We start from the raw sequence: 21,819 nt of genomic DNA, 5'->3' as shown, positions 1-21,819 counted from the left end.
TGGCGACCTCTGGGTTGTGGTTGGGCATTGCAACCAATTTGCAGAAAACTCAGTAGGATTGTTGTAACCATTCTCAATAAGCTGCGATTGTTGCAAATGACACCTGTTGTCGGCTATCATGCAAGCCAATAGCAGCAGATTAAGCGAATCTCCTATGCCACCTTACACAGCAGCAGCCTTAAAGGCAGAACTTAACGAAAAAGGTTGGCGGTTGACACCACAGCGGGAAACGATTCTTAAGATTTTCCAGAATCTACCCAAGGGCAACCACCTCAGCGCTGAAGACCTCCACCATGAGCTGCGCAAGCAGGGACATTCCATTAGTTTATCTACCGTTTATCGCACTGTGAAGTTGATGTCCCGGATGGGCATTCTGCGGGAGTTAGAACTTGCTGAGGGGCACAAGCACTATGAACTAAATACGATGTCGCCGCACCACCATCACCACATGGTGTGTGTTCAATGCAACCTCACAATAGAGTTCGATAATGATACGGTGTTCAAACAGGCTCTCAAGCAAACGGAGAAGTATGGCTTGCAGTTAATTGATTGTCAATTGACGATCTATACCATTTGTCCAGAGGCGCTGCGGCGGGGCTACCCTGGACTCCCGGAAAACTGGGTCTGTAATAAAGCAATTGCTCAGGGGGCAGACCTCCCCTCCCGCGATAAATGAGACTGGAGGCGCTGGCGATCGCCCTTGTGGGAATAGCAGGTTTGAGGCCCCAAAGCCTAGGGGTGGAGTTTCCCGATGGTCGGGTGGCTTTTGACCACCCCCCTGCTTTTGTTGCAGCGAATACCCACTCTCCCCCAGTGGGGCTTACCCATACCACCTACAATTTTATTGTGCAAATACCGACTACTGCAGGCGAACCCCTTGCCCCTCTGGATATTCAGCAGCTTTCTAGCATAGAGACGATTTACTTTTTGCCCCAACGCACCCGTGCCTTTGTTGGGGAACGCTCCCGCCGGCCGATTCCCTTGGGGGAGGTGAAATTTGATGGCACCTCAGCCCGCCTAAGCGTGACATTTGATCCCCCTGTCTCAGCGGGGTCGTACCTGCGGCTTGAGGTTGCGCCTCTACGCAATCCCTACTGGGATGGGACGTATCTTTTTGCCGTGACAGCCTTTCCGCGGGGAGGCGATCGCGCCCTGGGTCAAAATCTCGGCACGGGTCGGCTGCAGTTCTACCGCAATTCTCATTTTTTCTAAGGTGACGGCACTGGCAGCCTTACCGCCCCCCCTCCAGCCGGGCGATCGCCTAGCCGTTGCGTTTCCCAGTGGCGCCCTCAGAGAGCCAGAGCGCTTTTGGCAGGGAGTGGCTTGTTGGCGCGCCCAGGGCTATGAGGTTGTTGTGGACGAGGCTGCCTTTGCGGCCTGGGGCTACCTAGCTGGTTCCGATCAACAGCGGCGCGATCGCCTGTGGCGCTTATTGCAAGATGATTCTATTAAAGGCATCCTCTGCGGGCGGGGCGGGTTTGGTGCCACTCGGCTTCTGGAACGGTGGCAGTGGCCTATGGGATCACCGAAATGGTTGATTGGCTTTTCGGATATTACGGCTCTCCTGTGGAGCTATGCTGCTCAGGGGGTGGCAGGGGTTCATGGCCCTGTACTGACGACGCTTGCCGAGGAACCCCTTTGGAGTCAGCAGCGCCTTTTTGATCTTGTGCAGGGTAAACCCTTAGAGCCGCTATTCGGAAGGGGCTGGGGAGGCGGTACGGTTCAAGGTCGCCTGTTAGTAGGGAATTTAACGGTTGCCACTCACCTACTGGCGACACCCGATTGTCCACCGCTTGAGAATGTAATCTTGGCCTTAGAGGATGTGGGTGAAGCCCCCTATCGCATTGACCGCATGCTGACGCAGTGGCGGCGTAGTGGTGCGTTGAATCAGGTTAAGGGAATTGCCCTTGGCCGTTTTAGTGGCTGTGAAGACCCAACTACCCAACCCAATTTTCGCGTGGTTGAGGTTTTGGGCGATCGGCTGGGGGACTTAGGAATTCCCATTGTGAGTGACTTGCCCTTTGGCCATGCAGGAGTCAATGCCGCCTTACCGGTGGGGGTGGCCACTGAGCTAGATGGCGATCGCGGATCTTTACACGTACTGCTATGAGAACCAATCAAAACCCGATCTTCAAGTCGCCGCGATTGGTAAAAACTAATCCCATTCATAAGCAGAAGCCGATCTCGCGCCAACAGTGAAATGAAAATCTGGGTGATAAGATATGGGGGATTCCATCAAGGTGCGGAAAGAGTTATGGATTTGGTGACACTGGCTGGACAGCTCAATGCAGGCACCATTTTGCCGGAAACCCTCGTGATCATAACGCTACTTGTTGTCCTCCTAGCGGATTTGATTCAGGGACGGCAGGCGGATCGCTGGACTCCCTACTTAGCCATTGTGGGTTTAGGGGGGGCGATCGCCACAATGATTCCCCTCTGGACACAGTCCGACACCGTCAGTTTCTTCGGCAGTTTTATTAGCGATCGCCTCAGCCTGTTTTTCCGCGGACTGATTGCCCTTTCCGCCTTGGGCACCATTCTCATGTCCATTCGCTATGTGGAACAAACCGGCAGCTCCCTTGGCGAATTTATGACCATCCTACTGACGGCCACGGTGGGTGGCATGTTTATTGCCGGTGCCCAAGAACTGGTGTTTATCTTTGTAGCCCTAGAAACTCTGAGTATTGCCTCCTATCTCCTCGCCGGCTACACCAAGCGAGACAGTCGCTCCAACGAAGCTGCCTTAAAATATCTCCTAATTGGGGCCGCCAGTTCTGCCATTTTTCTCTACGGCTCATCCCTGTTGTACGGTCTTTCCGGTGGATACACCCAGTTGCCGGCAATTGCCCAAGCCCTGTCCGCGGAATCCCTCGGTTTGGTGGTCGCCTTGGTCTTTGTTATTGCCGGGATTAGTTTCAAAATTTCTGCTGTCCCCTTTCACCAATGGACGCCCGATGTCTATGAAGGCGCCCCTACACCCGTGGTGGCTTTTCTTTCCGTAGGCTCCAAGGCTGCCGGTTTTGCCCTTGCCATTCGCTTTTTAACCTTGGCTTTCCCCAGTGTGACCGATCAATGGCAACTTATCTTTACAGTGCTGGCAATTCTCAGCATGATTCTCGGCAATGTGGTTGCCCTTGCCCAAACCAGCATGAAACGGATGCTGGCCTACTCTTCCATTGGTCAAGCCGGGTTTGTGATGATTGGTTTTGTGGTTGGCACTGAGGCAGGTTACGCCAGTATGCTCTTTTATCTGCTGGTGTACCTCTTCATGAACCTAGGTGCCTTTACCTGTGTCATTCTCTTCTCCCTGCGCACGGGCACCGATCAAATTAGTGAGTATGCGGGTCTCTATCAAAAAGATCCCCTCCTCACCCTTGGTCTGAGTCTATGTCTGCTTTCTCTGGGGGGGATTCCGCCCTTGGCCGGCTTCTTTGGCAAGATCTATCTCTTCTGGGCGGGCTGGCAAGCGGGAGCCTATGGTCTAGTGCTATTGGGTCTTTTGACGAGCGTCATCTCTATTTACTACTACATCCGCGTCGTCAAAATGATGGTGGTCAAGGAACCCCACGAAATGTCGCTAGCAGTGCAAAACTACCCAGAGGTGTCTTGGTCGAGTTTTGGCATGCGTCCTTTGCAGGTGGGTTTGGTGGTGACGGTCATTGCCACTTCCTTAGCGGGTATCTTGGCCAATCCCCTCTTTAACTTGGTGAATACGGCCGTGCTGGATGTGCCCCAACTGGCCAATCAACCGACAGTGACGACGGTGGCCTACCAGTCCCTTCCCCCCGCGGGCGAATCTTAAGGATGATTTCACGACGATCTCCGCTCTATCCTCCTAGAATCGAGGGGAAGTTATGCTCGGACAAATCACAGTGGTGGAATTGGCGCAGCGCCTAGCCACGGAGGCGGAGACCTTGCAACTCATTGATGTGCGAGAACCAGAGGAATGGGCGATCGCCCACCTGCCTCACTTCACCCTTTTGCCCTTGAGTGCGTTTCCCCAATGGTCACCCCAAATTTGTCAGCTCTTTGATCCAGGTCGGGAAACCTTGGTCCTCTGCCACCACGGTGTGCGCTCGGCACAAATGGGTCACTGGCTGATTCAGCAGGGATTCCGCGATGTGAAGAACATTGTCGGTGGCATTGATGCCTATGCTGCGGCAGTGGATCCAACCCTACCCCGTTACTAGTTGATTGCCTTGGGAGAGTTCTCATGACCTTGAAAGTCGGCATTAATGGCTTTGGCCGCATTGGCCGCTTGGTGCTGCGGGCGGGTCTCGCCTACGACAATATCGAGTTTGTCGGCATTAACGATCTGGTGCCGGCGGATAACTTGGCCTATCTCTTCAAGTATGATTCCACCCACGGCATCTATCCGGGTACCGTCAAAGCCACAGCGGAGGGCATTGAAGTGGATGGCAAGTTTATTCCCTGTACGGCCATTCGCAATCCCGCCGAACTGCCTTGGGGGTCGGTTGGTGCCGACTACGTGGTTGAGTCCACGGGGTTATTTACTGGCTATGAGGGCGCAGCTCAGCATTTACAAGCGGGTGCTAAACGCGTGGTAATTTCAGCCCCCACCAAGGATGCCGATAAGGTGAAAACGATTGTCGTTGGGGTCAATGAGGCAGCCTTTGATCCAGCGGTGGATGTGATTGTCTCTAATGCCAGTTGCACCACGAATTGCTTGGCACCGGTGGCTAAGGTTTTACATCAGACGTTTGGGTTAGCCGAGGGTCTAATGACAACGGTGCACTCGGTCACAGCAACCCAACCCACCGTGGACGGCCCCAGTAAGAAGGATTGGCGTGGCGGCCGGGGAGCGGGTCAAAATATTATCCCGGCTTCTACGGGAGCTGCTAAGGCAGTAACACTGGTCTTGCCAGAACTGAAGGGCAAACTGACAGGGATGGCCTTTCGCGTCCCCACCCCTGATGTCTCGGTGGTGGATTTAACATTCAAAACGGAGAAGGCAACCAGCTATGCCGAAATTTGCGCTGCCATGAAGGCGGCCGCCGAGGGGGAACTCAAGGGTATTTTGGGCTATACCGAAGAGGCAGTGGTCTCCAGTGATTTTATTGGCGATGGCCGCTCCAGTATCTTCGATGCCACGGCGGGGATTGAACTCAACCCCCACTTCTTCAAGGTGGTTGCTTGGTATGACAATGAGTGGGGGTACTCCTGCCGGGTGGTGGATCTACTGAAAATAATGGCTGCTAAAGAGGGACTGCTCTAGCGCCCTAAGTCGTGGAGATGGTGGATAACGTCGCAGCAGTGCTGGGTCACCGCCTCTAGGAGGGCGCGATCGCCCGTAGGCGGTGGCGGAATGGGCGCGCCAATGCGGACGGTAATGGGAGCTGGGCGGGGGAAAGGGCTGTTTTTGAGAATCTCCTGCGTTCCCCAGAGGCAGACGGGCAACAGCGGCGCTTGGGCTTTGGCCGCAATCAGTGCTGCCCCCAGTTTCGGGTCATGGATGCGACCATCGGGGGTGCGTGTGCCCTCAAGAAAAACCCCCACCGCCCATCCCTGCTCTAGGGCGTTGAGGGCAGCCTGCAGGGCGCGGCGATCGCCGGCTCCCCGCTTTACGGGATAGGCACCGTACCAAGTAATCAAGGTGCGAAAAATAGGAATCTGGAACAATTCCTCCTTGGCCATCCAAGCCACAGGGCGGCGCACACAGTTGGAGATCAAGGGAGGATCAAAGTAGCTGGCGTGATTGGCCACCACCACCAAGGGACCCCGCAGCGGTACGTGATCGGCACCATAAATGCGCCCGCGGAAATAGGTGTGCAGCAGTGGACTCACCACCGACCATTTGAAGAGATGATAGAGGAGGAGGCTAATCAGCGGCTCGCGATCGCGACTCACCCAAGGCTCTCCAAACTGGCAATTGTGGCAACGCTAGTAACCGCAATCTCTGGGGTGGTGCGTTTAACCAACCCCGCCAGGACATTGCCGGGGCCAATTTCTAAGGCTTGGCTCACCCCCGCCGCCGCAAGGGCATGACAGGTTTCTACCCAGCGCACAGCACCGGTCATCTGGGATTGTAACCGTGCCTTGATCACCGCTGCATCCCTGGTGGGTTGGGGGTCAACATTGTTCAAGACGGGAAAGATTGCCTCTTGGAATGTACACTCATCCAGTAGGGTGGCAAACGTGGCCGCAGCCTCCGCCATAAAGGGGGAATGAAATGCCCCACTCACATTCAGGGGCACCGCTCGTTTCACGTTAATTTTCCCTAGCAGAGCGTCCACCGCTTGCGGCAGCCCCGAAATCACCACCTGCTCCGGATGGTTATCATTGGCGAGAACGACATGGGGGGTGCTAGCGATCGCCCCTTGTAACTGCTCGCGGTCAAACCCCAGCAAGGCCACCATCTTGCCCCCCCCGGCGGCATCCATTAGTTCGGCTCGCCGCTGCACCAACTTCAGCCCCGTTTCAAAATCAAAGACCTCCGCGGCATAGAGGGCAGCGTATTCTCCAAGACTGTGACCCGCCACAAAATCCGCTTTTGCCCCCCGCTCTTTGAGGGCATCCACCAACAGGCTCTCCAGCACAAACAAACTCGGCTGGGTGTAAAGGGTTTGATGCAAATTGCCGATGCGGCCTGCACAGCAGTCTGGAACCGACCACCCCAGGATTGCCGCTGCCTCTTCGCACCGCTTCTTGGCTGGGGGATAGGCCGTCAGCAAATCCGCCATCATCTCTGGATGTTGCGACCCTTGGCCGGGAAATAACCATGCTGTCTTCGTCATCGGCAGTGCTCAACTCGAACCGCAATCTACTTTACCCGATTTGGCATGTCCGTTATACTGGAAAATTGTCGAGAAAAAGCTGCCCCTTCTATCTCCATAGGCTGACATGATTAAACTGCGTCTTAAGCGCTACGGCAAAAAACGGAACGCCACCTACCGAATTGTGGCCATGAATAATAGCGATCGCCGCGATGGGCGTGCCCTTGAGGAATTGGGCTTCTACGATCCGATCCGGGATGAAGTGCGCCTCAACGAAGAGGCGATTAAGCGGCGTTTGGCGCAGGGCGCACAGCCCACAGATACCGTGCGGCGGCTCTTTGTCAAAGCTAATCTTCTCCCCGAAACTGCCAAAAAATAGGCAATGACCGAGTCGGCTGCTCCCAACTACGCTGCCCTCATTCGTTTCCTGCTTGAGCCGTTTATGGAGGCTCCAGAAACTCTGAGGCTGCATGCAGAGTTTTCCCCTGCCAATTCTCGCATTTGGGTACGCCTTGCCTTTGCCGGTGAAGACAAGGGGCGGGTCTATGGCCGTGGCGGTCGTAATCTCCATGCCGTTCGAGCAGTTCTCCAGGCTGCCGCTCAAGCTGCCGGTCAGCAGGTTTACCTAGATGTTTACGACGATGCCAAAAGTACGCCTAAAATAGATCATCAAGGGGGCGATCGCCCGCGGCGATCCCGTCGTCGTTCCTATCCATCATCAAGGAGGCAAAGTTAGCGCGTGACTGAAGTGCGTTTAGGTGAAAACGAATCCATTGAGTCCGCCCTACGGCGATTCAAGAAAAAAATCCAAAAGGCGGGCATTCTTTCGGAAGTCAAACGGCGTGAACGTTACGAAAAACCCAGCCTACGCCGTAAGCGCAAACAGGAGGCCGCCCGCAAGCGCAACCGCTAAGTTTGAGGTATGACCACGAGGGAAAGCCTCACGATTGATCTTCATAGCCCGGAGAGCGCGATCGCCCTTGTCGGTGAGCAAGAAGCCAATTTACGCATCTTTGCCGCTCAAACAGGGGCGACCCTCGTGTTAAGGGGGCGCGATCTGTGCATCACGGGCACCCCTGCACAAATCCAACTCTGCCAACAACTCATTCAAGACCTCGGTACCCTCTGGCGTGAGGGACGGCCAGTGTCGGGGGTAGATATTCTCACCGTCCGCCAGGCCTACGATACCCAACAGCGGGAAGCCCTCCAAGAGCTGCAACAGGATATTCTGGCTCGCACCCGTCGCGGTGATATTATTCGCGCCAAAACCTTTCGCCAGCGCCAGTATGTGCAAGCGATTCGCAGTCATACGCTGACCTTTGGCATTGGGCCGGCGGGAACCGGCAAAACATTCTTGGCCACCGTCTTGGCGGTTCAGGCGTTGCTCGCGGGTACCTATGAGCGGTTAATCTTGACGCGGCCTGCAGTGGAAGCAGGGGAGCGACTGGGCTTTTTGCCGGGGGATCTGCAGCAAAAAATTGATCCCTATTTGCGCCCTCTCTACGATGCCCTTTACGAACTGGTGGAGCCGGAGAAAATTAGTAACCTGATGCAGCGAGGGGTGATTGAAGTGGCGCCCTTGGCCTACATGCGGGGGCGTACCCTGAATAATGCCTTTGTCATTCTTGATGAGGCACAGAACACCACCCCTGCCCAAATGAAAATGGTATTGACCCGCATTGGTTTTAACTCCTGCTTGGTGGTGACCGGAGACCTGACGCAAACGGATTTACCAGACCATCAAACCTCCGGCCTCAGTGTGGCCACAAAAGTTCTCAAGGACGTAGAAGGGGTTGCCTTTTGCTATTTAACCAAGGGGGATGTGATTCGCCATCCCCTTGTGGAGCGGATTATTGATGCCTACGATCGCCATGAGCAGGCCTTGCTCACGAAGCCAAAAGAGCGCGCATCTGGGCGTAGCGATCGCTCAACCAAGGCCAATTAACCACCTGCCACCAAGCCTCTAGGTATTGATCGCGGCGGTTGCGATACGTTAGGTAGTAGGCATGTTCCCACAGATCATTGCCCAAGATGGGCAGTTGCCCCTGCATCAGCGGAGAATCTTGGTTCAGCGTGGTGGTAATTTCTAGATTCCCTTGGGGCGTGAGCACAAGCCAGACCCAGCCACTGCCGAAGTGCCGCAGACCCGCCTCCTGAAACTGAGTTTGAAACTCCGAGAAAGAACCAAATGTGGCCGCAATTGCTGTGGCCAAGTCCCCGGTGGGTTCACCGCCACCCTGCGGCGCCATACTTTGCCAAAAGAGGGAATGGTTGGCATGGCCACCCCCATGGTTGCGTACGGCTTGTTGGATGGCAGTGGGTAGTTGGCGAATGCGGCGTAGGAGGTCTTCAATAGCTAGCCCGTGCCATTGGCGGTAGGGTGTCAGGACCTTGTTCAGTGTCTTCACATAGGCCGCATGGTGTTTATCGTGGTGCAGGTGCATCGTCTCCGCATCAATGACCGGCTCCAGGGCGTCGTAGGCATAGGGCAAGGGGGGCAGCCCATAAATTTCTAACGGCTCACCTTGAGCCACGGCGGGACGCGATCGCAACCAGAGGGTAGCAGCACTGCCGACAAGGAGGCCGAGGGTTTGACGACGGGTTAGGGGCATAATGAGTACGTGAGATGTTCCCGCTAATAGTTTAAGCCCCTCAGAATTATCTTTGGCACAGCAGCAGTTGTTGGGCTTGACGGGGGGGTAGTCCCTCCAGGAGCGATCGCAAATCATTCCCTTGGAAACCTTGGGTCAAAAGCTGCAAGCTGTATCGTCTCAGATGACGGCGGCGAGGATGGCTCTTTGACAGTGTGGTCACTCATTACAAAGCCTTTATTAGCCCTATCTTCAAATTGAATTGGTATAGGTATTAGCACTTAGCCAGGTGATGGTTTCCCGCAGCCATGCCTCTGGATCACTACTGTTGGCGAGAGTACCCATTTGACCGACGGCGGTGAGGGCAGCTTCAATTTCGCGATCGCTATAGCCCAGAGCCAAAAGAGTCAACTCCAGTTCTTCACGCAGCGCTGCGGTGGGCACGCCAGCGGGAGCGGTTGTTAACCCTGTTTCCTCTCGCCAAGCACTCAATGCAGCTTTGAGTTCAAGGGCAATCCGTTCAGCGGTTTTATTGCCCACCCCTGGCGCGCGGCTTAGACGACGGGCATTACCACTCACGATTGCCTGCACTAGTTCCGGCAGAGGCAGGGTATCCAGCAACGATAGCGCCATCTGCGGCCCAACCCCATTGACACGGATTAAACGCCCAAAGAGATCCCGCTCCGCTGCCGAGGCAAAGCCATAGAGGAGCATCTGGTCTTCACGGACACTGAGATGGGTAAAAATCTGCACCACCTCAGCACTTGGTGGGTATTGCCGCAAAAGATGGGAGGTGACTAGCAAGCGATACCCCACCCCATTTACCTCTAGGATGAGGGCAGAGCGATGACCACCCTCGGATTGATGGGCAACAACAGTTCCTTTGAGGTAGGCAAACACAGTCGGTTTCTGCTCGCGGATTCTTGGCAATAGAGTAGCCAAGCCGATGATGAGATTCGAACTCATGACCGCTCGATTACGAATCGAGTGCTCTACCGCTGAGCTACATCGGCATTCAAGGCATTACTTATGCTAGCACGATCGCCCCGAGAACGGGCAGGGCAGTGGAAAAATTTTTGCGATTGCGCGCTTGTGTCCATCTGCCCCAAGGGTTACAATAGACGATTGTGTTAATTAACGAGTTAAGAAAATCACTTGGCAAACGTCGTCGTTGTTGGTGCCCAGTGGGGCGATGAAGGTAAGGGCAAAATCACCGATCTCCTGAGCAAGTCTGCCGATGTGGTAGTTCGCTATCAGGGCGGTGTTAACGCAGGTCACACGATTGTCGTCAAGGACCAAACCCTGAAATTGCACCTGATTCCGTCGGGGATTCTCTACCCCGATACCCAGTGCATCATTGGGGCGGGAACAGTGGTAGATCCCAAGGTACTCCTTGAGGAACTGGAGCAACTGGAACAGTTGGGGGTGAGCACGGAGAATCTGCTGATTGCAGAAACCGCCCATGTGACGATGCCCTACCACCGCCAGTTGGATATTGCCGCTGAGGAGCGGCGGGGCGCCCACCGCATTGGTACGACGGGACGGGGAATTGGCCCCACCTATGCCGATAAATCGGAGCGCGTGGGCATCCGTATGCTGGATTTGCTGGATGCAGAGCAGTTGGCTGCCAAGCTGGAGTGGGCGATCGCCCAAAAGAATTTGATCCTCGAAAAACTTTATGGACTTGCTCCCCTCGAACCCCAGCCGATCATTGAAGAATACTGTGCCTACGGTGAGCGCCTGCGATCGCACATCGTGGATGGTTCCCTCGTGCTCGATGATGCCATCCGTCGGCGGCGCAACATTCTCTTTGAAGGTGCCCAAGGTACCCTCTTAGACCTCGATCACGGCACCTATCCCTACGTCACCTCCTCAAACCCTGTGGCCGGGGGTGCCTGTGTCGGAGCCGGCATTGGGCCGACGATGATTGACCGCGTCATTGGTGTGGCCAAAGCCTATACCACTCGGGTTGGCGAAGGGCCTTTTCCAACAGAACTCTTGGATGAGGTGGGCGAACTCTTGGGCAATCGCGGTGCTGAATTTGGCACCACGACTGGGCGACGCCGTCGCTGTGGCTGGTTTGATGCAGTAATCGGCCGCTACGCTGTGCGCATCAATGGTCTGGATTGCTTGGCCATTACAAAGCTGGATGTTTTGGATGAATTGCCAGAAATCAAGGTGTGCGTTGCCTACGATATTGACGGTGAGCGGTGCGAACACTTTCCCAGCAATGCCCTCAAGTTTGCCCGCTGTCGTCCCATCTATGAAACCCTGCCGGGGTGGCAGCAATCCACCCGTCATTGCCGCTCCCTCGATGATCTGCCCAAGGCGGCATTGAACTATCTGAAGTTTTTGGCTGAAATTATGTCTGTTCCCATTGCAATTGTCTCCTTGGGAGCAGAGCGCAGCCAAACCATCATTGTTGAGGATCCGATTCACGGCCCCAAACGGGCACTCCTCAAAGATGATGGCACCCAAGTCCATCCCGTTTTATCTTAGTAATCCTAGTTGGAGTTGCAGCAATGTCTCGTTCCTTAACCATCGAGGGGCAACTACGCCCTGCCAATGCTAAGCCCAATGCCCTGCGGCGTGAGGGCAAAACCCCTGCTGTCCTCTATGGCCCTGCCATTGCATCCTCCGTTGCCTTGGTGGTGGATAGCCATGCCGCCGAACTTTTGGTGCGGGATGCTCGTCCTCAGAAAACCCCCATTCAGCTTTCCGTGCCCGAGCTGCCGTGGCAGGGAACAGTGGTGCTTCAGGAGGTGCAAACCCACCCCGCCAGGGATACCCTCTACCACCTCTCCTTTTTAGCCAAAGCTGAAAACTAGTCTCTGAGGGGGAATTTGCTATAGTGGGGATATGTTAAGTGATTGTTAACAATGCCAGCCACGCTACTTCGTTCTGCGGATTTTGCCCATCTTAACTATTCCCCCCAAGGCGATCGCTTTGATGGCTCTTGGGAATCTCTCCTAGCCACTCTCTTGGGACTGGGACGGGCGGCTGGCGCTGATTTTGTTGAGATTTTCTTAGAGCGCAACCACTACCTCAGTACCCTTGTGGAGGACGATCGCCTCACGAGTGTCTCGCCTCGCCTGAGTTTAGGGGCAGGGATTCGCGTTTTTCGGGGTACCAGCGATTGCTATGTGAGCACCAATGACCTGAGCTTCCAAGGGCTGCGGGCGGCTCTCGAGAAAGCCCTTGGCCTAATGGGCTTGCTCTTACCCAGTCCCCAAGCCTATGTGCCTGAAGTTCACCTTGAACCACTGCGGGACTATGCCCAAGGCCGCAAGGAAGGCTGGCTGGCCACCTGTAGTTCGATTGCTGAAGTGGCAGATATTCTCCTGGCGGGGAGCGATCGCCTGCGCCAGAAAACTCAGCATCTGCAATCCCGTCGTCTCAGTTATTTTCGCGATTGGCAAGAGGTGATGGTGGCCGCCAGCGATGGCACGTTTGGGCGCGATATTCGCCTCACCCAGTCGGCAGTGGCCTCGGTTCTCTGTGCCGACGGGGAACACCGCGCCTCCATTGGTGAGCGCCATGGCGATACCAGTAACCCCGACTTTTTGCGCCAGTGGGACTACACTGCCTTGACTGACACTGTTGCTGAAGCAGCCGGCAAAATGCTCTATGCCGACTACGTGGAATCGGGTACCTATCCCGTAATCATGGCCAACCAATTTGGCGGTGTGATCTTCCATGAAGCCTGTGGTCACCTCTTGGAAACCACCCAAATTGAGCGGGGCACCACCCCCTTTGCCGACAAAAAAGGGGAAAAAATTGCCCATGAAAACTTGACGGCCTGGGATGAGGGCATGACCCCCGGCGCCTTTGGCAGCATTGACATGGACGATGAGGGGATGCCGGCACAGCGCACATTGCTGATTGAAAATGGCGTCCTCAAGAATTTCTTGAGCGATCGCGCCGGTTCGATGCGTACAGGGCACCCGCGCACGGGCAGTGGCCGCCGCCAAAGTTATAGCTATGCGGCCGCTTCGCGGATGCGCAATACCTATATTGCTCCCGGCGAGTACACAGTTGAGGACTTAATTGCTTCTGTGGATCGCGGCATTTACTGCAAACGCATGGGAGGTGGCAGCGTCGGCGCCACAGGTCAATTTAACTTTGCCGTTGAGGAGGCCTACTGGATTGAAAATGGCCAACTCAAACACCCCCTCAAAGGAGCCACACTGATTGGCGAAGCCAAAGAAATTCTGCAGCGAATTTCTATGTCTGCTAACGATCTCGCCCTTGCCCCCGGCTTCTGTGGCTCGATTAGTGGTAGCATTTACGTCACTGTCGGTCAGCCCCATATCAAAGTGGACGCTATTACCGTGGGTGGCCGCTAAACTGATTACCTGCGGTTATGGGTTTGAGTAGAAATACCTAAAGATTTTATATGTGAATTTTTGTGACTTTGGCTACATTATCATAGAAAAAGAAGGGAAGGAAAGGCAGTGCAGCTTTTTAATCGCCCTCACCGCCTGGTGGGTGCCTTAACTTCTCTTCGGAGACAAAACATTGGACTGAATGACCAGTGCTTACTGGTCTTTTTTTTGCTTTTTTAAGCCGCCCTCGCCTAGGCGGCGGCTGGAGTTTTCACTTGAGCAAGAAGTTCCTGGAGTTCTTCACCCTCAATTACTTCTTTCTCTAGGAGTTTTTGGGCGATCGCTTCGAGAAGGTCACGGTTTTCCTTGAGAATGCTGAGCGCCTGCTGGTGGGCTGACTCGACAATTTCCTTGACCTCGCGATCAATGGCTTGAGCGGTTTCTTCACTCACTGCCCGCAACATCATGCCATTGGTCGTTAAAAAGCTGGACTGTTTTTGCTCAAAGGCAAGGGGACCCAGGACTTTGCTCATACCGTAACTGCGCACCATCCGCTCCGCCAAATCCGTTGCCCGTTGCAGATCATTGGCTGCCCCAGTGGTGATGGTGCCAAAGACAATCTCCTCTGCCGATCGCCCCCCCAGCAATGTGGCAATTTGAGCACGCAACTCCTGCTCATCAAGAAGGAAGCGATCCTCTGTTGGCAACTGCAACGTATAACCAAGGGCGGCCATGCCACGGGGCACAATCGAGATTTTCTCCACACGACCGCTCCCCGGCAGGGCACAGCCAACAAGGGCATGCCCCACTTCGTGGTAGGCGACAATTTTCTTCTCCTTCTCGTTGAGGACGCGGCTTTTCTTCTCAAGACCGGCCACAATGCGTTCAATTGCTTCGGCAAAGTCCTGTTGGGTCACCACTTCCCGTTGATTGCGAGCCGCGAGTAGGGCGGCCTCATTGACCAAGTTGGCCAAATCTGCGCCGGCAAACCCCGGTGTACGGGCGGCGATCGCGTGCAGATCCACTTCAGGGGCTAGTTTTACCTTTTTGGCATGGATTTTCAAAATTGCCTCCCGCCCACTCAAATCGGGGCGATCCACCAACACTTGGCGGTCAAACCGTCCAGGTCGCAGTAGGGCTGGATCAAGGGTTTCCGGTCGGTTGGTTGCTGCTAAAACAATGACCGTTGCCCCTGTGGCATCAAAGCCATCCATTTCCGTCAGCAGTTGGTTCAGAGTTTGTTCCCGCTCATCATTTCCGCCATAGAAGCCAGCGCTGGAACGCGATTTACCAATGGCATCCAACTCATCAATAAAGACAATACAGGGGGCTTGCTTTTTCGCCTGCTCAAAGAGATCCCGCACACGGGCAGACCCTACACCCACAAATAGCTCCACAAATTCCGATCCGGAAATTGAGAAAAAGGGCACATTGGCTTCGCCGGCAACCGCTTTAGCCAGTAGGGTTTTCCCTGTTCCCGGTGGCCCGACGAGCAGCACGCCTTTGGGAATGCGAGCACCAATTTGAATATAACGCTGGGGATTTTTTAGGAAATCAACAATCTCGACGAGTTCAGCCTTGGCTTCCTCAACCCCGGCGACATCGTCGAAGCGAATTCCTGTGTTTGCACCTTCAACGTAAACCTTGGCACGGCTTTTACTGATGGAGAGAACGCCCTGTGGCCCGCCCGCTTGGCGACTGGCAAAGAATTGAAAGATTAACACAAACACAATCGGGGGAATTACCCAGCCGAGGATGTTCGACACCCAACTATTGCGGGGTGGGGGTGCCGCTGCAAATTCCACTCCCTGAGCTTCCAGTCGCTTGGGTAGCTCTAAGTCAAAGATGGGGGTGGTGGCCAACACTTGGGCAGGGCGATCGCCTTTGGGTTTGAGTTGGTAAAGAATCTCGTCTTGACTGATATAGACGCGGTTCACCTCCCCTTCTTCCACTTGGTGGATAAACACACTATAGGGAACTTGAGGTGGGCGCGGTGAGAACAACTGCGGGAAGAACAGATTCAGTAGAAGATTCAGTAGAAGAAAGCCTACCCCCAGCAATAGTAAAAAATTACCAATTTGACGGCTCCGCGGTGCTTGCGGTGAGTCTTTAATGGCCATAACAAACGCTCCCCAGCGGGTACTTACTGTCCATAGTGACACTTGGGAGGAATGGAGGGCAAGGGTCAGAACTTTAAGATTAATTCACCTCCGCCGTTGGCGAGTTGAGCAAGGCCCAGTAACCTCGGAAAGATGGTTAAGCTTTTGCTATACTAGAGTATTGTCCTTTGATCTAACCTTTTTGCATCGTAGCATGGTTGACCTAAGTAGCCTCAGACGCGATTTTTCCCTCTTGCGCGATCGCCTGGGTCATGCCCAGGACTATCTTTGACCCGGCTGCATTGAGGGCAAAAATTCATGACCTTGAGCACACGGCGGCTCAACCCGACTTCTGGAATCATCCGGCAACCGCCCAAGCTACGCTACAGCAGCTCACTGAAACTAAGGACACCCTCAGCCAACTCCAGGATTGGCAAAAAAAACTTGAGCACGTGGAAACTGCTCTGGAGCTTCTTGAATTAGAAGCAGATCAATCTTTGCTAGCAGAAGCCACAACCCTGCTGAAAGACCTAGGAACCCAGTTGAGCCGCTGGGAACTGGAGCAGCTCCTGAAGGGACCCTACGACAAAAATAACGCCATCCTAACAATCAATGCCGGCGCCGGCGGCACTGACGCTCAAGACTGGGCAGAAATGTTACTGCGCATGTACACCCGCTGGGCAGAACGTCACGGTTACCAAACCCATCTGGCGGAACTGTCGGAAGGAGAGGAAGCGGGTATAAAGTCGGCCACCCTAGAGATTCGCGGCCGCTATGCCTACGGTTATCTGCGCTCGGAAAAGGGCACCCACCGCCTGGTGCGCATTTCTCCCTTTAATGCCAATGGTAAGCGGCAGACGAGTTTTGCCGGCGTGGATGTGATGCCAGAGCTAGATCAATCCGTTACAGTGGAAATTCCCGAGAGCGATTTGGAGATTACCACCTCCCGCAGTGGCGGCAAGGGCGGCCAAAACGTCAACAAGGTGGAAACGGCAGTGCGCATTGTCCACAAGCCAACAGGCTTAGCCGTCCGCTGCACCCAAGAGCGATCGCAACTGCAAAACAAGGAAAAAGCCCTTGCCATTCTCAAAGCAAAGCTATTGGTGATTGCCCAAGAGCAAAAAGCAAAGGAAATTGCCGATATTCGTGGCGATGCCGTTGAGGCGGCTTGGGGGAACCAAATTCGTAACTATGTCTTCCATCCCTACCAACTGGTGAAAGACCTACGCACCGACGTGGAAACTACAGCCGTTCAGGACGTGATGGACGGTGACCTCGATCCTTTTATCCAGGCCTATCTCCGTCAACAAACAGAGGAGTCCCGCTAAATAAAAAACCTCCCCCTAAAGGGTTGGGGAGGTCTTGACAAAATTTCAGCCAATGAAAGAGAACCTAAATCTCCACCACACCCCCTGCAGCCTGCAGGCGAGCACGGGCACGGCGAAAGGCTTGGGTGGCTTGAATTTTGGCTTGTTTGGATTCTCCCTGTTCAGCTTTGGCAAGGGCAGCCTGGGCTTCAGCAAATTCGGCCTTGGCTTTTTCTAGGTCAATTTTGTCGCCGCGCTCAGCCCCGTTGACAAGGATGGTCACTTCGTTGTTTTCCACCTCCGCAAAGCCCCCCATGAGGGCGATCGCCACCCATTCGCGGTTCTGGCGCACCCGCATGACACCTATTTCTAAGGCAGTTAAGAGGGGGGCATGATTGGAAAGAATGCCCAACTGCCCCGTCGTACTGGGCAAAATGACTTCTTCGGCGGGGGCATCCCAAACAGTTTTATCGGGCGCAATTACCCGAACAGTCATCACCATAACGCTTCCTTTGCCACTCAATCGGAATCTCAGGGTGGGTTGCCCCACCCTCTATTACTTCTGCAAAACCTAGGCTTTCAGTTTTTCAGCTTTGGCTTTTGCTTCTTCGATATTGCCCACCATGTAGAAGGCTTGCTCTGGCAGATCATCCAGCTCACCGCTGAGGATCATCTGGAAGCCTTTGATGGTTTCTGGAAGGGGGACATACTTCCCAGGGGCACCGGTAAAGACCTCCGCCACAAAGAAGGGCTGCGACAGGAAACGCTCAATTTTCCGTGCCCGTGCCACCGTGAGGCGGTCTTCTTCAGAGAGTTCATCAAGACCCAAAATGGCGATAATGTCTTGCAGCTCTTTGTAGCGCTGTAGTGTAGCTTGGACGGCGCGTGCTGTTTGATAGTGTTCTTCACCGACAATGTCTGGCTGCAGCATATTGGAAGTGGAGCCAAGGGGATCCACCGCAGGGTAAATCCCTTTAGCAGCCAGACTGCGGGAGAGCACGGTGGTACCATCCAAGTGAGCAAAGGTGGTTGCCGGCGCAGGGTCAGTTAAGTCGTCCGCAGGCACATAAACCGCTTGAATTGAGGTAATCGAACCTTCGGTGGTCGAGGTAATCCGCTCCTGCAGTGCCCCCACATCTGTACCAAGGGTAGGCTGGTATCCCACCGCAGAGGGCATCCGACCCAACAGTGCCGACACCTCTGAACCTGCCTGGACAAAGCGGAAGATGTTATCAATAAACAGCAGAACATCCTGCTTGTTGACATCGCGGAAGTATTCGGCCATTGTCAACCCCGACAGACCTACGCGCATCCGGGCACCGGGGGGTTCGTTCATTTGACCGTACACAAGGGCAATTTTTGATTTGCTGGGATCGTCTTTATTGATGACACCCGATTCAATCATCTCGTTATAGAGGTCATTGCCTTCGCGGGTACGCTCACCCACCCCGGCAAACACTGAGACACCGCCGTGTTGGGTGGCAATGTTGTTGATAAGCTCCATCATGATCACGGTCTTGCCCACACCGGCACCACCAAAGAGGCCGATTTTACCGCCACGGCGATAGGGGGTGAGTAGGTCAATCACCTTGATGCCCGTTTCAAACACCGAGGGCTTAGTTTCCAATTGCGTAAAGCTGGGGGCAGGACGGTGAATAGGCAGGGTTTCAGTGGCATTGACGGCACCTTTTTCGTCCACGGGTTCACCCAGCACATTGAAGATGCGGCCAAGGGTAGCCGTCCCGACGGGCACGCTGATGGGGGCACCGGTGTCAACAACTTCCATTCCCCGCACTAAGCCATCGGTGCTGCTCATGGCAACGGCACGGACGCGGTTATCGCCTAGCAGTTGTTGCACTTCGCAGGTAACTGCCACGTCTAGGCCGGCCTCGTTTTTGCCTTGAATCCGCAGGGCGTTGTAAATGGCGGGCATTTTGCCGCTGGGAAATTCAATGTCAACGACAGGGCCAATGACCTGAGTAATAAAGCCTACATTGGTTCGTTCTGCTGATATGACCATGGACGTTTGCCTACTGTCTAGGTAAATTCATTTGCGTTTTTTAGAGGGCGATCGCTCGCCAAGGGGCACAACGATCGCGATTGAAAGTGGAATGCAGCGCTTGGTGCAAGCGCACCACAATACAACGTACCACTAATGCGGCCTTTTTCTATCGGATTCGGTCGGATCCAAGTTTGGAGTCTCATTGACCCAGCGCAGTTGCTGCGAAAAAGGCGGCAGGGCAGAAATTAGCCAACGACTTCAATTTCGTCCTCAAAAAACCAAGTGCTGGAGCGGTCGTCAAAGGTGACAATAACGCCAACCCCACTGCCATCGGTCATCTTAAAACCGGTAATTTGACCCACTTGGCCGAGTTTTTGAATGATGTCTTGGGCGACGCGATCGCGAATTCGACAGACGCGCACTTTTTGCCCCACGTCCATAGCAACTCCCAAACTTTGTATAATCCTTGAAAATCCTACCAAGAAACCGTCACATTCACACGGGTTTACACTATGGGTCGTCTGCGGGTTGGGCTACTGTTTGGGGGACGCTCACGGGAGCATGAGGTTTCAGTGGCCTCGGCAGCAGCGATCGCCCAAGCCTTTGCCGAAGGCGACAATCGCGATCGCTATGAAGTGGTGCCCATCTATATTCAAAAAGATGGTTACTGGCGCTTGACAGACCGCGTTGGCATCCCCGCTGAGCCAGCACCAGAGGCGTCCCTCTGGCAATTTCCTACGGTTGCTGAAACCATTGACGTTTGGTTCCCAATGCTCCACGGCCCCAACGGTGAGGATGGCACCATTCAAGGCCTGCTGCAATTGATGCAACGCCCCTATGTGGGTTCAGGGGTGGCCGCCTCGGCCATTGGTATGGACAAAATTCTGATGAAAACGGTCTTTGGCGCGGTGGGCTTACCCCAGGTGCGCTACGTAGCCCTTCAGCGCAGTGACCTCTGGTCGGATCCCTGTCGTTACCACCATTTGTGCGATCGCATTGAAACCGAACTGGGCTATCCCTGCTTTGTGAAACCCGCCAACCTTGGTTCCTCAGTGGGCATTACCAAGGCAAAAAATCGCCAACAACTCACAACTGCCCTCGAGGCCGCTGCTGAATTGGATCGCCGCATTATTGTTGAAGCAGGTGTAGTTGCCCGTGAGCTAGAATGCGCTGTGCTCGGCAATGACAAACCCCAAGCCTCGGTGGTGGGGGAAATTACCTACAACAGTGAGTTTTACGACTACGAAACGAAATATACCGAGGGTCGCGCCCAACTCCATATCCCTGCGGACATTCCCCCCGCAGTGAGTGAGCAGATCCGCACCCTGTCCCTACAGGCTTTTCAAGCCCTTGATGCCGCCGGCCTTGCCCGCTTTGATTTCTTCTATCTCCCAAGCACAGGGGAAGTGTTGATGAACGAAGTGAATACCCTGCCGGGGTTTACAGCCCTGAGTATGTACCCGCAACTGTGGGCGGCCAGTGGCGTGCCTTTTCCAGAGTTAGTTCATCGCTTGGTGCAGTTGGCGCTAGAACGGCACGGCTAGGGACTTCCCCCTTATGTGAAGAACAATAAAGGCAGCGAATCAAGGTCTTGACTTATTCCACTAAATAACTCTATAGCCATATAAGACTATATGGCTAGGCATGTTATGAAACAATCCTTGCGGAGCAAGTCCAGTCAATGGGCAACAATTTGGCTATTTTTTCTTGATTGCGATTGGGGGTCTTTGGTAGCCGTGGCTCGGCTACCTCATGCTGGGTATTCCCGTGCTGGCCTATTTTCGTAGCCGCTACTGGTGTAGTAACCTCTGCCCTCGGGGCGCCTTCTTTGACTTATCACTTTAGTCCCCACCGTCCCTATCCCAAACTCTTCAAAAAACAGCGTTTCCGCTGGGCTGTCTTTCGCTTGACCATTTTTGCCATTCGCATGACCTTGGCATGGGGCAATTGGATGGCGGTGGGGGGTCTCTTTGTGAATCTGTGTGTCGTCACATCCATTGTGGCAATTCTCTTAGGGGTGATCTTTAATCAGCGGGCCTGGTGTGCCATTTGCCCCATGGGAACTCTCCAAGAATCACTGGGCAAGCTCGGCAGTGGGCGAACGAAAGCCAAAAAGCCAGTGCTAAAGCCACAAAATTATTGCTGCCTGTGGAGTAAGCAGGCGATCGCTAGCATTCACTAGAATTAAGGTATCCACCGAAGACAGCAACCAACGTGAGTAAACTGCAGGAGTGGGGATTCAGTAAAGACTGGTGGCGCAACCAACGGGGAGAATTTTGGGTCATTGGCCAAGCGGTGCTCAGTATTGGCTTTATTCTCTTGCCGGTGGTACGAGTGGTGAGCTTGCCCTTGTCGGTGCGCCTAGGACTGACCCTTGGCTTGGGGCTGATTGGCCTTGGCCTGGGGATTGCTGGCCTGTTTCACCTAGGGAATAACTTGACGCCCCTCCCCCATCCTAAGGAAGACAGTCAATTAGTGACCACGGGGGTTTATGGGTGGGTGCGCCATCCGATCTATAGCAGTGTCATCTTTTTGGCCTTGGCTTATACGGCTTGGCAAATGAGCCTTTCCCACGGGCTGGGGGCGATCGCCCTCTTCATTTTCTTTGACTGCAAGGCGGCTCAAGAGGAGCAGTGGCTAGCGGCTAAGTTTGAGGACTACGCCAGTTATCGGCAGGCGGTGAAAAAACTGATTCCCTTCCTTTACTGATTGCCGTTCTTTTGCTGGTTTGGCTGGAACACAACTTGCCGCAGACTGGATA

The 21,819-nt window shown here is 54.4% G+C and carries 27 protein-coding genes and 1 tRNA gene; 18 read left to right on the top strand and 10 right to left on the bottom strand.

Translation table 11 applies throughout. The features are described 5' to 3' along the window. Positions 1-154 precede the first annotated feature (154 nt). The 6 genes from Q0711_RS01665 to gap all read left to right on the top strand — a co-directional run bounded on the left by Q0711_RS01665 (position 155) and on the right by gap (position 5,236). Entirely contained in the window at positions 155-676 is a 522-nt protein-coding gene (locus tag Q0711_RS01665; protein WP_298612211.1) for a transcriptional repressor, read from the top strand. Then, positions 673-1,212 (top strand): DUF2808 domain-containing protein, encoded by a 540-nt coding sequence (locus Q0711_RS01660; protein WP_298612214.1) that lies wholly within the window; start codon positions 673-675, stop codon positions 1,210-1,212. The genes Q0711_RS01665 and Q0711_RS01660 overlap by 4 nt, the downstream gene beginning before the upstream one ends. Position 1,213: 1 nt before the next feature. Next, positions 1,214-2,110: an LD-carboxypeptidase gene (locus Q0711_RS01655; RefSeq protein WP_298612217.1), complete on the top strand. Its 897-nt coding sequence runs from the start codon at positions 1,214-1,216 to the stop codon at positions 2,108-2,110. Between the two features lie 144 nt (positions 2,111-2,254). Further along, entirely contained in the window at positions 2,255-3,802 is a 1,548-nt protein-coding gene (locus Q0711_RS01650) for an NAD(P)H-quinone oxidoreductase subunit N (protein WP_298612220.1), read from the top strand. 52 nt (positions 3,803-3,854) lie between these two features. Next, the gene (locus tag Q0711_RS01645) at positions 3,855-4,190 is read left to right on the top strand and encodes a rhodanese-like domain-containing protein (RefSeq protein WP_298617226.1); all 336 of its coding nucleotides are present in this window, start codon (positions 3,855-3,857) and stop codon (positions 4,188-4,190) included. A 23-nt stretch (positions 4,191-4,213) separates the two neighbouring features. Continuing rightward, positions 4,214-5,236, top strand: a complete 1,023-nt coding sequence (gene gap, locus Q0711_RS01640; protein WP_298612229.1) for a type I glyceraldehyde-3-phosphate dehydrogenase — start codon at positions 4,214-4,216, stop codon at positions 5,234-5,236. Here gap and Q0711_RS01635 read toward each other — a convergent pair. Beyond that, positions 5,233-5,868, bottom strand: a complete 636-nt coding sequence (locus Q0711_RS01635) for a lysophospholipid acyltransferase family protein (RefSeq protein ID WP_298612232.1) — start codon at positions 5,866-5,868, stop codon at positions 5,233-5,235. The two genes, gap and Q0711_RS01635, sit on opposite strands and share 4 nt — an antisense overlap. Next, entirely contained in the window at positions 5,865-6,755 is an 891-nt protein-coding gene (fabD, locus tag Q0711_RS01630; RefSeq protein WP_298612235.1) for an ACP S-malonyltransferase, read from the bottom strand. The genes Q0711_RS01635 and fabD overlap by 4 nt, the downstream gene beginning before the upstream one ends. A gap of 106 nt (positions 6,756-6,861) precedes the next feature. Between fabD and rpsP the strand changes: the two genes are divergently transcribed. From rpsP to Q0711_RS01610, 4 genes are read left to right on the top strand one after another with little or no spacing between them, the layout of a single operon-like run. After that, positions 6,862-7,113 carry a 30S ribosomal protein S16 gene (rpsP, locus tag Q0711_RS01625; protein ID WP_298612238.1) on the top strand — a complete coding sequence of 84 codons (252 nt, stop codon included), beginning with the start codon at positions 6,862-6,864 and terminating at the stop codon, positions 7,111-7,113. A gap of 3 nt (positions 7,114-7,116) precedes the next feature. Further along, entirely contained in the window at positions 7,117-7,470 is a 354-nt protein-coding gene (locus Q0711_RS01620) for a KH domain-containing protein (RefSeq protein ID WP_298612241.1), read from the top strand. A gap of 3 nt (positions 7,471-7,473) precedes the next feature. Further along, positions 7,474-7,647 carry a 30S ribosomal protein S21 gene (gene rpsU / locus Q0711_RS01615; protein ID WP_298612244.1) on the top strand — a complete coding sequence of 58 codons (174 nt, stop codon included), beginning with the start codon at positions 7,474-7,476 and terminating at the stop codon, positions 7,645-7,647. Positions 7,648-7,656: 9 nt separating this feature from the next. Beyond that, on the top strand, positions 7,657-8,679 hold the full coding sequence (locus tag Q0711_RS01610; RefSeq protein WP_298617229.1) for a PhoH family protein: 1,023 nt from the start codon (positions 7,657-7,659) through the stop codon (positions 8,677-8,679). Here Q0711_RS01610 and Q0711_RS01605 read toward each other — a convergent pair. The 4 genes from Q0711_RS01605 to Q0711_RS01590 all read right to left on the bottom strand — a co-directional run bounded on the left by Q0711_RS01605 (position 8,621) and on the right by Q0711_RS01590 (position 10,338). Further along, positions 8,621-9,346, bottom strand: coding sequence for a superoxide dismutase (locus Q0711_RS01605; protein ID WP_298617231.1), 726 nt, complete (start codon positions 9,344-9,346; stop codon positions 8,621-8,623). The two genes, Q0711_RS01610 and Q0711_RS01605, sit on opposite strands and share 59 nt — an antisense overlap. A gap of 46 nt (positions 9,347-9,392) precedes the next feature. Continuing rightward, the gene (locus Q0711_RS01600; RefSeq protein WP_298612255.1) at positions 9,393-9,548 is read right to left on the bottom strand and encodes a hypothetical protein; all 156 of its coding nucleotides are present in this window, start codon (positions 9,546-9,548) and stop codon (positions 9,393-9,395) included. Between the two features lie 29 nt (positions 9,549-9,577). Continuing rightward, positions 9,578-10,225 (bottom strand): Holliday junction branch migration protein RuvA, encoded by a 648-nt coding sequence (ruvA, locus tag Q0711_RS01595; protein ID WP_366142498.1) that lies wholly within the window; start codon positions 10,223-10,225, stop codon positions 9,578-9,580. Positions 10,226-10,266: 41 nt separating this feature from the next. Continuing rightward, positions 10,267-10,338: transfer RNA gene (locus Q0711_RS01590), tRNA-Thr, on the bottom strand. Between the two features lie 142 nt (positions 10,339-10,480). Here Q0711_RS01590 and Q0711_RS01585 point away from each other — a divergent pair. Genes Q0711_RS01585 through Q0711_RS01575 form a run of 3 tightly spaced genes read left to right on the top strand, consistent with a single transcriptional unit; the run spans position 10,481 to position 13,671 of the window. Further along, on the top strand, positions 10,481-11,824 hold the full coding sequence (locus tag Q0711_RS01585) for an adenylosuccinate synthase (protein ID WP_298612261.1): 1,344 nt from the start codon (positions 10,481-10,483) through the stop codon (positions 11,822-11,824). Between the two features lie 23 nt (positions 11,825-11,847). Further along, positions 11,848-12,153, top strand: coding sequence for a 50S ribosomal protein L25 (gene rplY / locus Q0711_RS01580; protein WP_298612264.1), 306 nt, complete (start codon positions 11,848-11,850; stop codon positions 12,151-12,153). Positions 12,154-12,204: 51 nt separating this feature from the next. Beyond that, positions 12,205-13,671 carry a TldD/PmbA family protein gene (locus Q0711_RS01575; protein ID WP_298612267.1) on the top strand — a complete coding sequence of 489 codons (1,467 nt, stop codon included), beginning with the start codon at positions 12,205-12,207 and terminating at the stop codon, positions 13,669-13,671. A gap of 230 nt (positions 13,672-13,901) precedes the next feature. Here Q0711_RS01575 and ftsH4 read toward each other — a convergent pair whose 3' ends face one another. Further along, entirely contained in the window at positions 13,902-15,770 is a 1,869-nt protein-coding gene (gene ftsH4 / locus Q0711_RS01570; protein WP_299041400.1) for an ATP-dependent zinc metalloprotease FtsH4, read from the bottom strand. Positions 15,771-15,963: 193 nt separating this feature from the next. On the opposite strand from ftsH4, the gene prfB reads away from it, so the two are divergent. Beyond that, positions 15,964-17,077, top strand: a protein-coding gene (gene prfB / locus Q0711_RS01565) for a peptide chain release factor 2 (RefSeq protein WP_298612273.1) whose coding sequence is annotated in 2 segments (ribosomal slippage) — positions 15,964-16,038 and positions 16,040-17,077 — 1,113 coding nt in all. Because the reading frame shifts where the segments join, the coding sequence is not laid out codon by codon here. Between the two features lie 64 nt (positions 17,078-17,141). On the opposite strand, the gene atpC is transcribed toward prfB, so the two are convergent. The 3 genes from atpC to Q0711_RS01550 all read right to left on the bottom strand — a co-directional run bounded on the left by atpC (position 17,142) and on the right by Q0711_RS01550 (position 19,498). After that, positions 17,142-17,558: an ATP synthase F1 subunit epsilon gene (gene atpC, locus Q0711_RS01560; protein ID WP_298612276.1), complete on the bottom strand. Its 417-nt coding sequence runs from the start codon at positions 17,556-17,558 to the stop codon at positions 17,142-17,144. Positions 17,559-17,627: 69 nt separating this feature from the next. Beyond that, complete coding sequence (atpD, locus tag Q0711_RS01555) at positions 17,628-19,076, bottom strand: F0F1 ATP synthase subunit beta (RefSeq protein ID WP_298612279.1); 1,449 nt, start codon at positions 19,074-19,076, stop codon at positions 17,628-17,630. A 227-nt stretch (positions 19,077-19,303) separates the two neighbouring features. After that, the gene (locus tag Q0711_RS01550) at positions 19,304-19,498 is read right to left on the bottom strand and encodes a DUF2862 domain-containing protein (RefSeq protein ID WP_149817325.1); all 195 of its coding nucleotides are present in this window, start codon (positions 19,496-19,498) and stop codon (positions 19,304-19,306) included. A gap of 72 nt (positions 19,499-19,570) precedes the next feature. On the opposite strand from Q0711_RS01550, the gene Q0711_RS01545 reads away from it, so the two are divergent. From Q0711_RS01545 to Q0711_RS01535, 4 genes are all read left to right on the top strand, one after another. Then, positions 19,571-20,602 (top strand): D-alanine--D-alanine ligase family protein, encoded by a 1,032-nt coding sequence (locus Q0711_RS01545; RefSeq protein ID WP_298612283.1) that lies wholly within the window; start codon positions 19,571-19,573, stop codon positions 20,600-20,602. Between the two features lie 208 nt (positions 20,603-20,810). Then, on the top strand, positions 20,811-20,903 hold the full coding sequence (locus Q0711_RS11620) for a 4Fe-4S binding protein (protein ID WP_366142496.1): 93 nt from the start codon (positions 20,811-20,813) through the stop codon (positions 20,901-20,903). Further along, complete coding sequence (locus tag Q0711_RS01540; RefSeq protein WP_298612286.1) at positions 20,887-21,240, top strand: 4Fe-4S binding protein; 354 nt, start codon at positions 20,887-20,889, stop codon at positions 21,238-21,240. Before Q0711_RS11620 ends, Q0711_RS01540 begins: the two co-directional genes overlap by 17 nt. A 32-nt stretch (positions 21,241-21,272) precedes the next feature. Then, positions 21,273-21,767 (top strand): isoprenylcysteine carboxylmethyltransferase family protein, encoded by a 495-nt coding sequence (locus Q0711_RS01535; RefSeq protein ID WP_299041397.1) that lies wholly within the window; start codon positions 21,273-21,275, stop codon positions 21,765-21,767. The last annotated feature ends 52 nt before the right edge of the window (positions 21,768-21,819 follow it).

Origin of the sequence: uncultured Thermosynechococcus sp., from assembly GCF_937958135.1 — a bacterium.
Taxonomy (GTDB): domain Bacteria; phylum Cyanobacteriota; class Cyanobacteriia; order Thermosynechococcales; family Thermosynechococcaceae; genus Thermosynechococcus.
Note: the sequence above shows the minus strand (reverse complement) of the source record. Positions and strands in the feature narration are given on the sequence as shown.

Coding starts and splice junctions, on each gene's coding strand:
- Q0711_RS01610 (WP_298617229.1), top strand. CDS start 7,657: ATGACCACGAGGGAAAGCCTCACGATTGATCTTCATAGCCCGGAGAGC.
- ftsH4 (WP_299041400.1), bottom strand. CDS start 15,770: ATGGCCATTAAAGACTCACCGCAAGCACCGCGGAGCCGTCAAATTGGT.
- Q0711_RS01550 (WP_149817325.1), bottom strand. CDS start 19,498: ATGGACGTGGGGCAAAAAGTGCGCGTCTGTCGAATTCGCGATCGCGTC.
- Q0711_RS01650 (WP_298612220.1), top strand. CDS start 2,255: ATGGATTTGGTGACACTGGCTGGACAGCTCAATGCAGGCACCATTTTG.
- fabD (WP_298612235.1), bottom strand. CDS start 6,755: ATGACGAAGACAGCATGGTTATTTCCCGGCCAAGGGTCGCAACATCCA.
- Q0711_RS01545 (WP_298612283.1), top strand. CDS start 19,571: ATGGGTCGTCTGCGGGTTGGGCTACTGTTTGGGGGACGCTCACGGGAG.
- Q0711_RS01645 (WP_298617226.1), top strand. CDS start 3,855: ATGCTCGGACAAATCACAGTGGTGGAATTGGCGCAGCGCCTAGCCACG.
- Q0711_RS01575 (WP_298612267.1), top strand. CDS start 12,205: ATGCCAGCCACGCTACTTCGTTCTGCGGATTTTGCCCATCTTAACTAT.
- Q0711_RS11620 (WP_366142496.1), top strand. CDS start 20,811: ATGCTGGGTATTCCCGTGCTGGCCTATTTTCGTAGCCGCTACTGGTGT.
- rpsP (WP_298612238.1), top strand. CDS start 6,862: ATGATTAAACTGCGTCTTAAGCGCTACGGCAAAAAACGGAACGCCACC.
- gap (WP_298612229.1), top strand. CDS start 4,214: ATGACCTTGAAAGTCGGCATTAATGGCTTTGGCCGCATTGGCCGCTTG.
- atpC (WP_298612276.1), bottom strand. CDS start 17,558: ATGGTGATGACTGTTCGGGTAATTGCGCCCGATAAAACTGTTTGGGAT.
- Q0711_RS01620 (WP_298612241.1), top strand. CDS start 7,117: ATGACCGAGTCGGCTGCTCCCAACTACGCTGCCCTCATTCGTTTCCTG.
- rplY (WP_298612264.1), top strand. CDS start 11,848: ATGTCTCGTTCCTTAACCATCGAGGGGCAACTACGCCCTGCCAATGCT.
- Q0711_RS01660 (WP_298612214.1), top strand. CDS start 673: ATGAGACTGGAGGCGCTGGCGATCGCCCTTGTGGGAATAGCAGGTTTG.
- Q0711_RS01665 (WP_298612211.1), top strand. CDS start 155: ATGCCACCTTACACAGCAGCAGCCTTAAAGGCAGAACTTAACGAAAAA.
- Q0711_RS01605 (WP_298617231.1), bottom strand. CDS start 9,346: ATGCCCCTAACCCGTCGTCAAACCCTCGGCCTCCTTGTCGGCAGTGCT.
- atpD (WP_298612279.1), bottom strand. CDS start 19,076: ATGGTCATATCAGCAGAACGAACCAATGTAGGCTTTATTACTCAGGTC.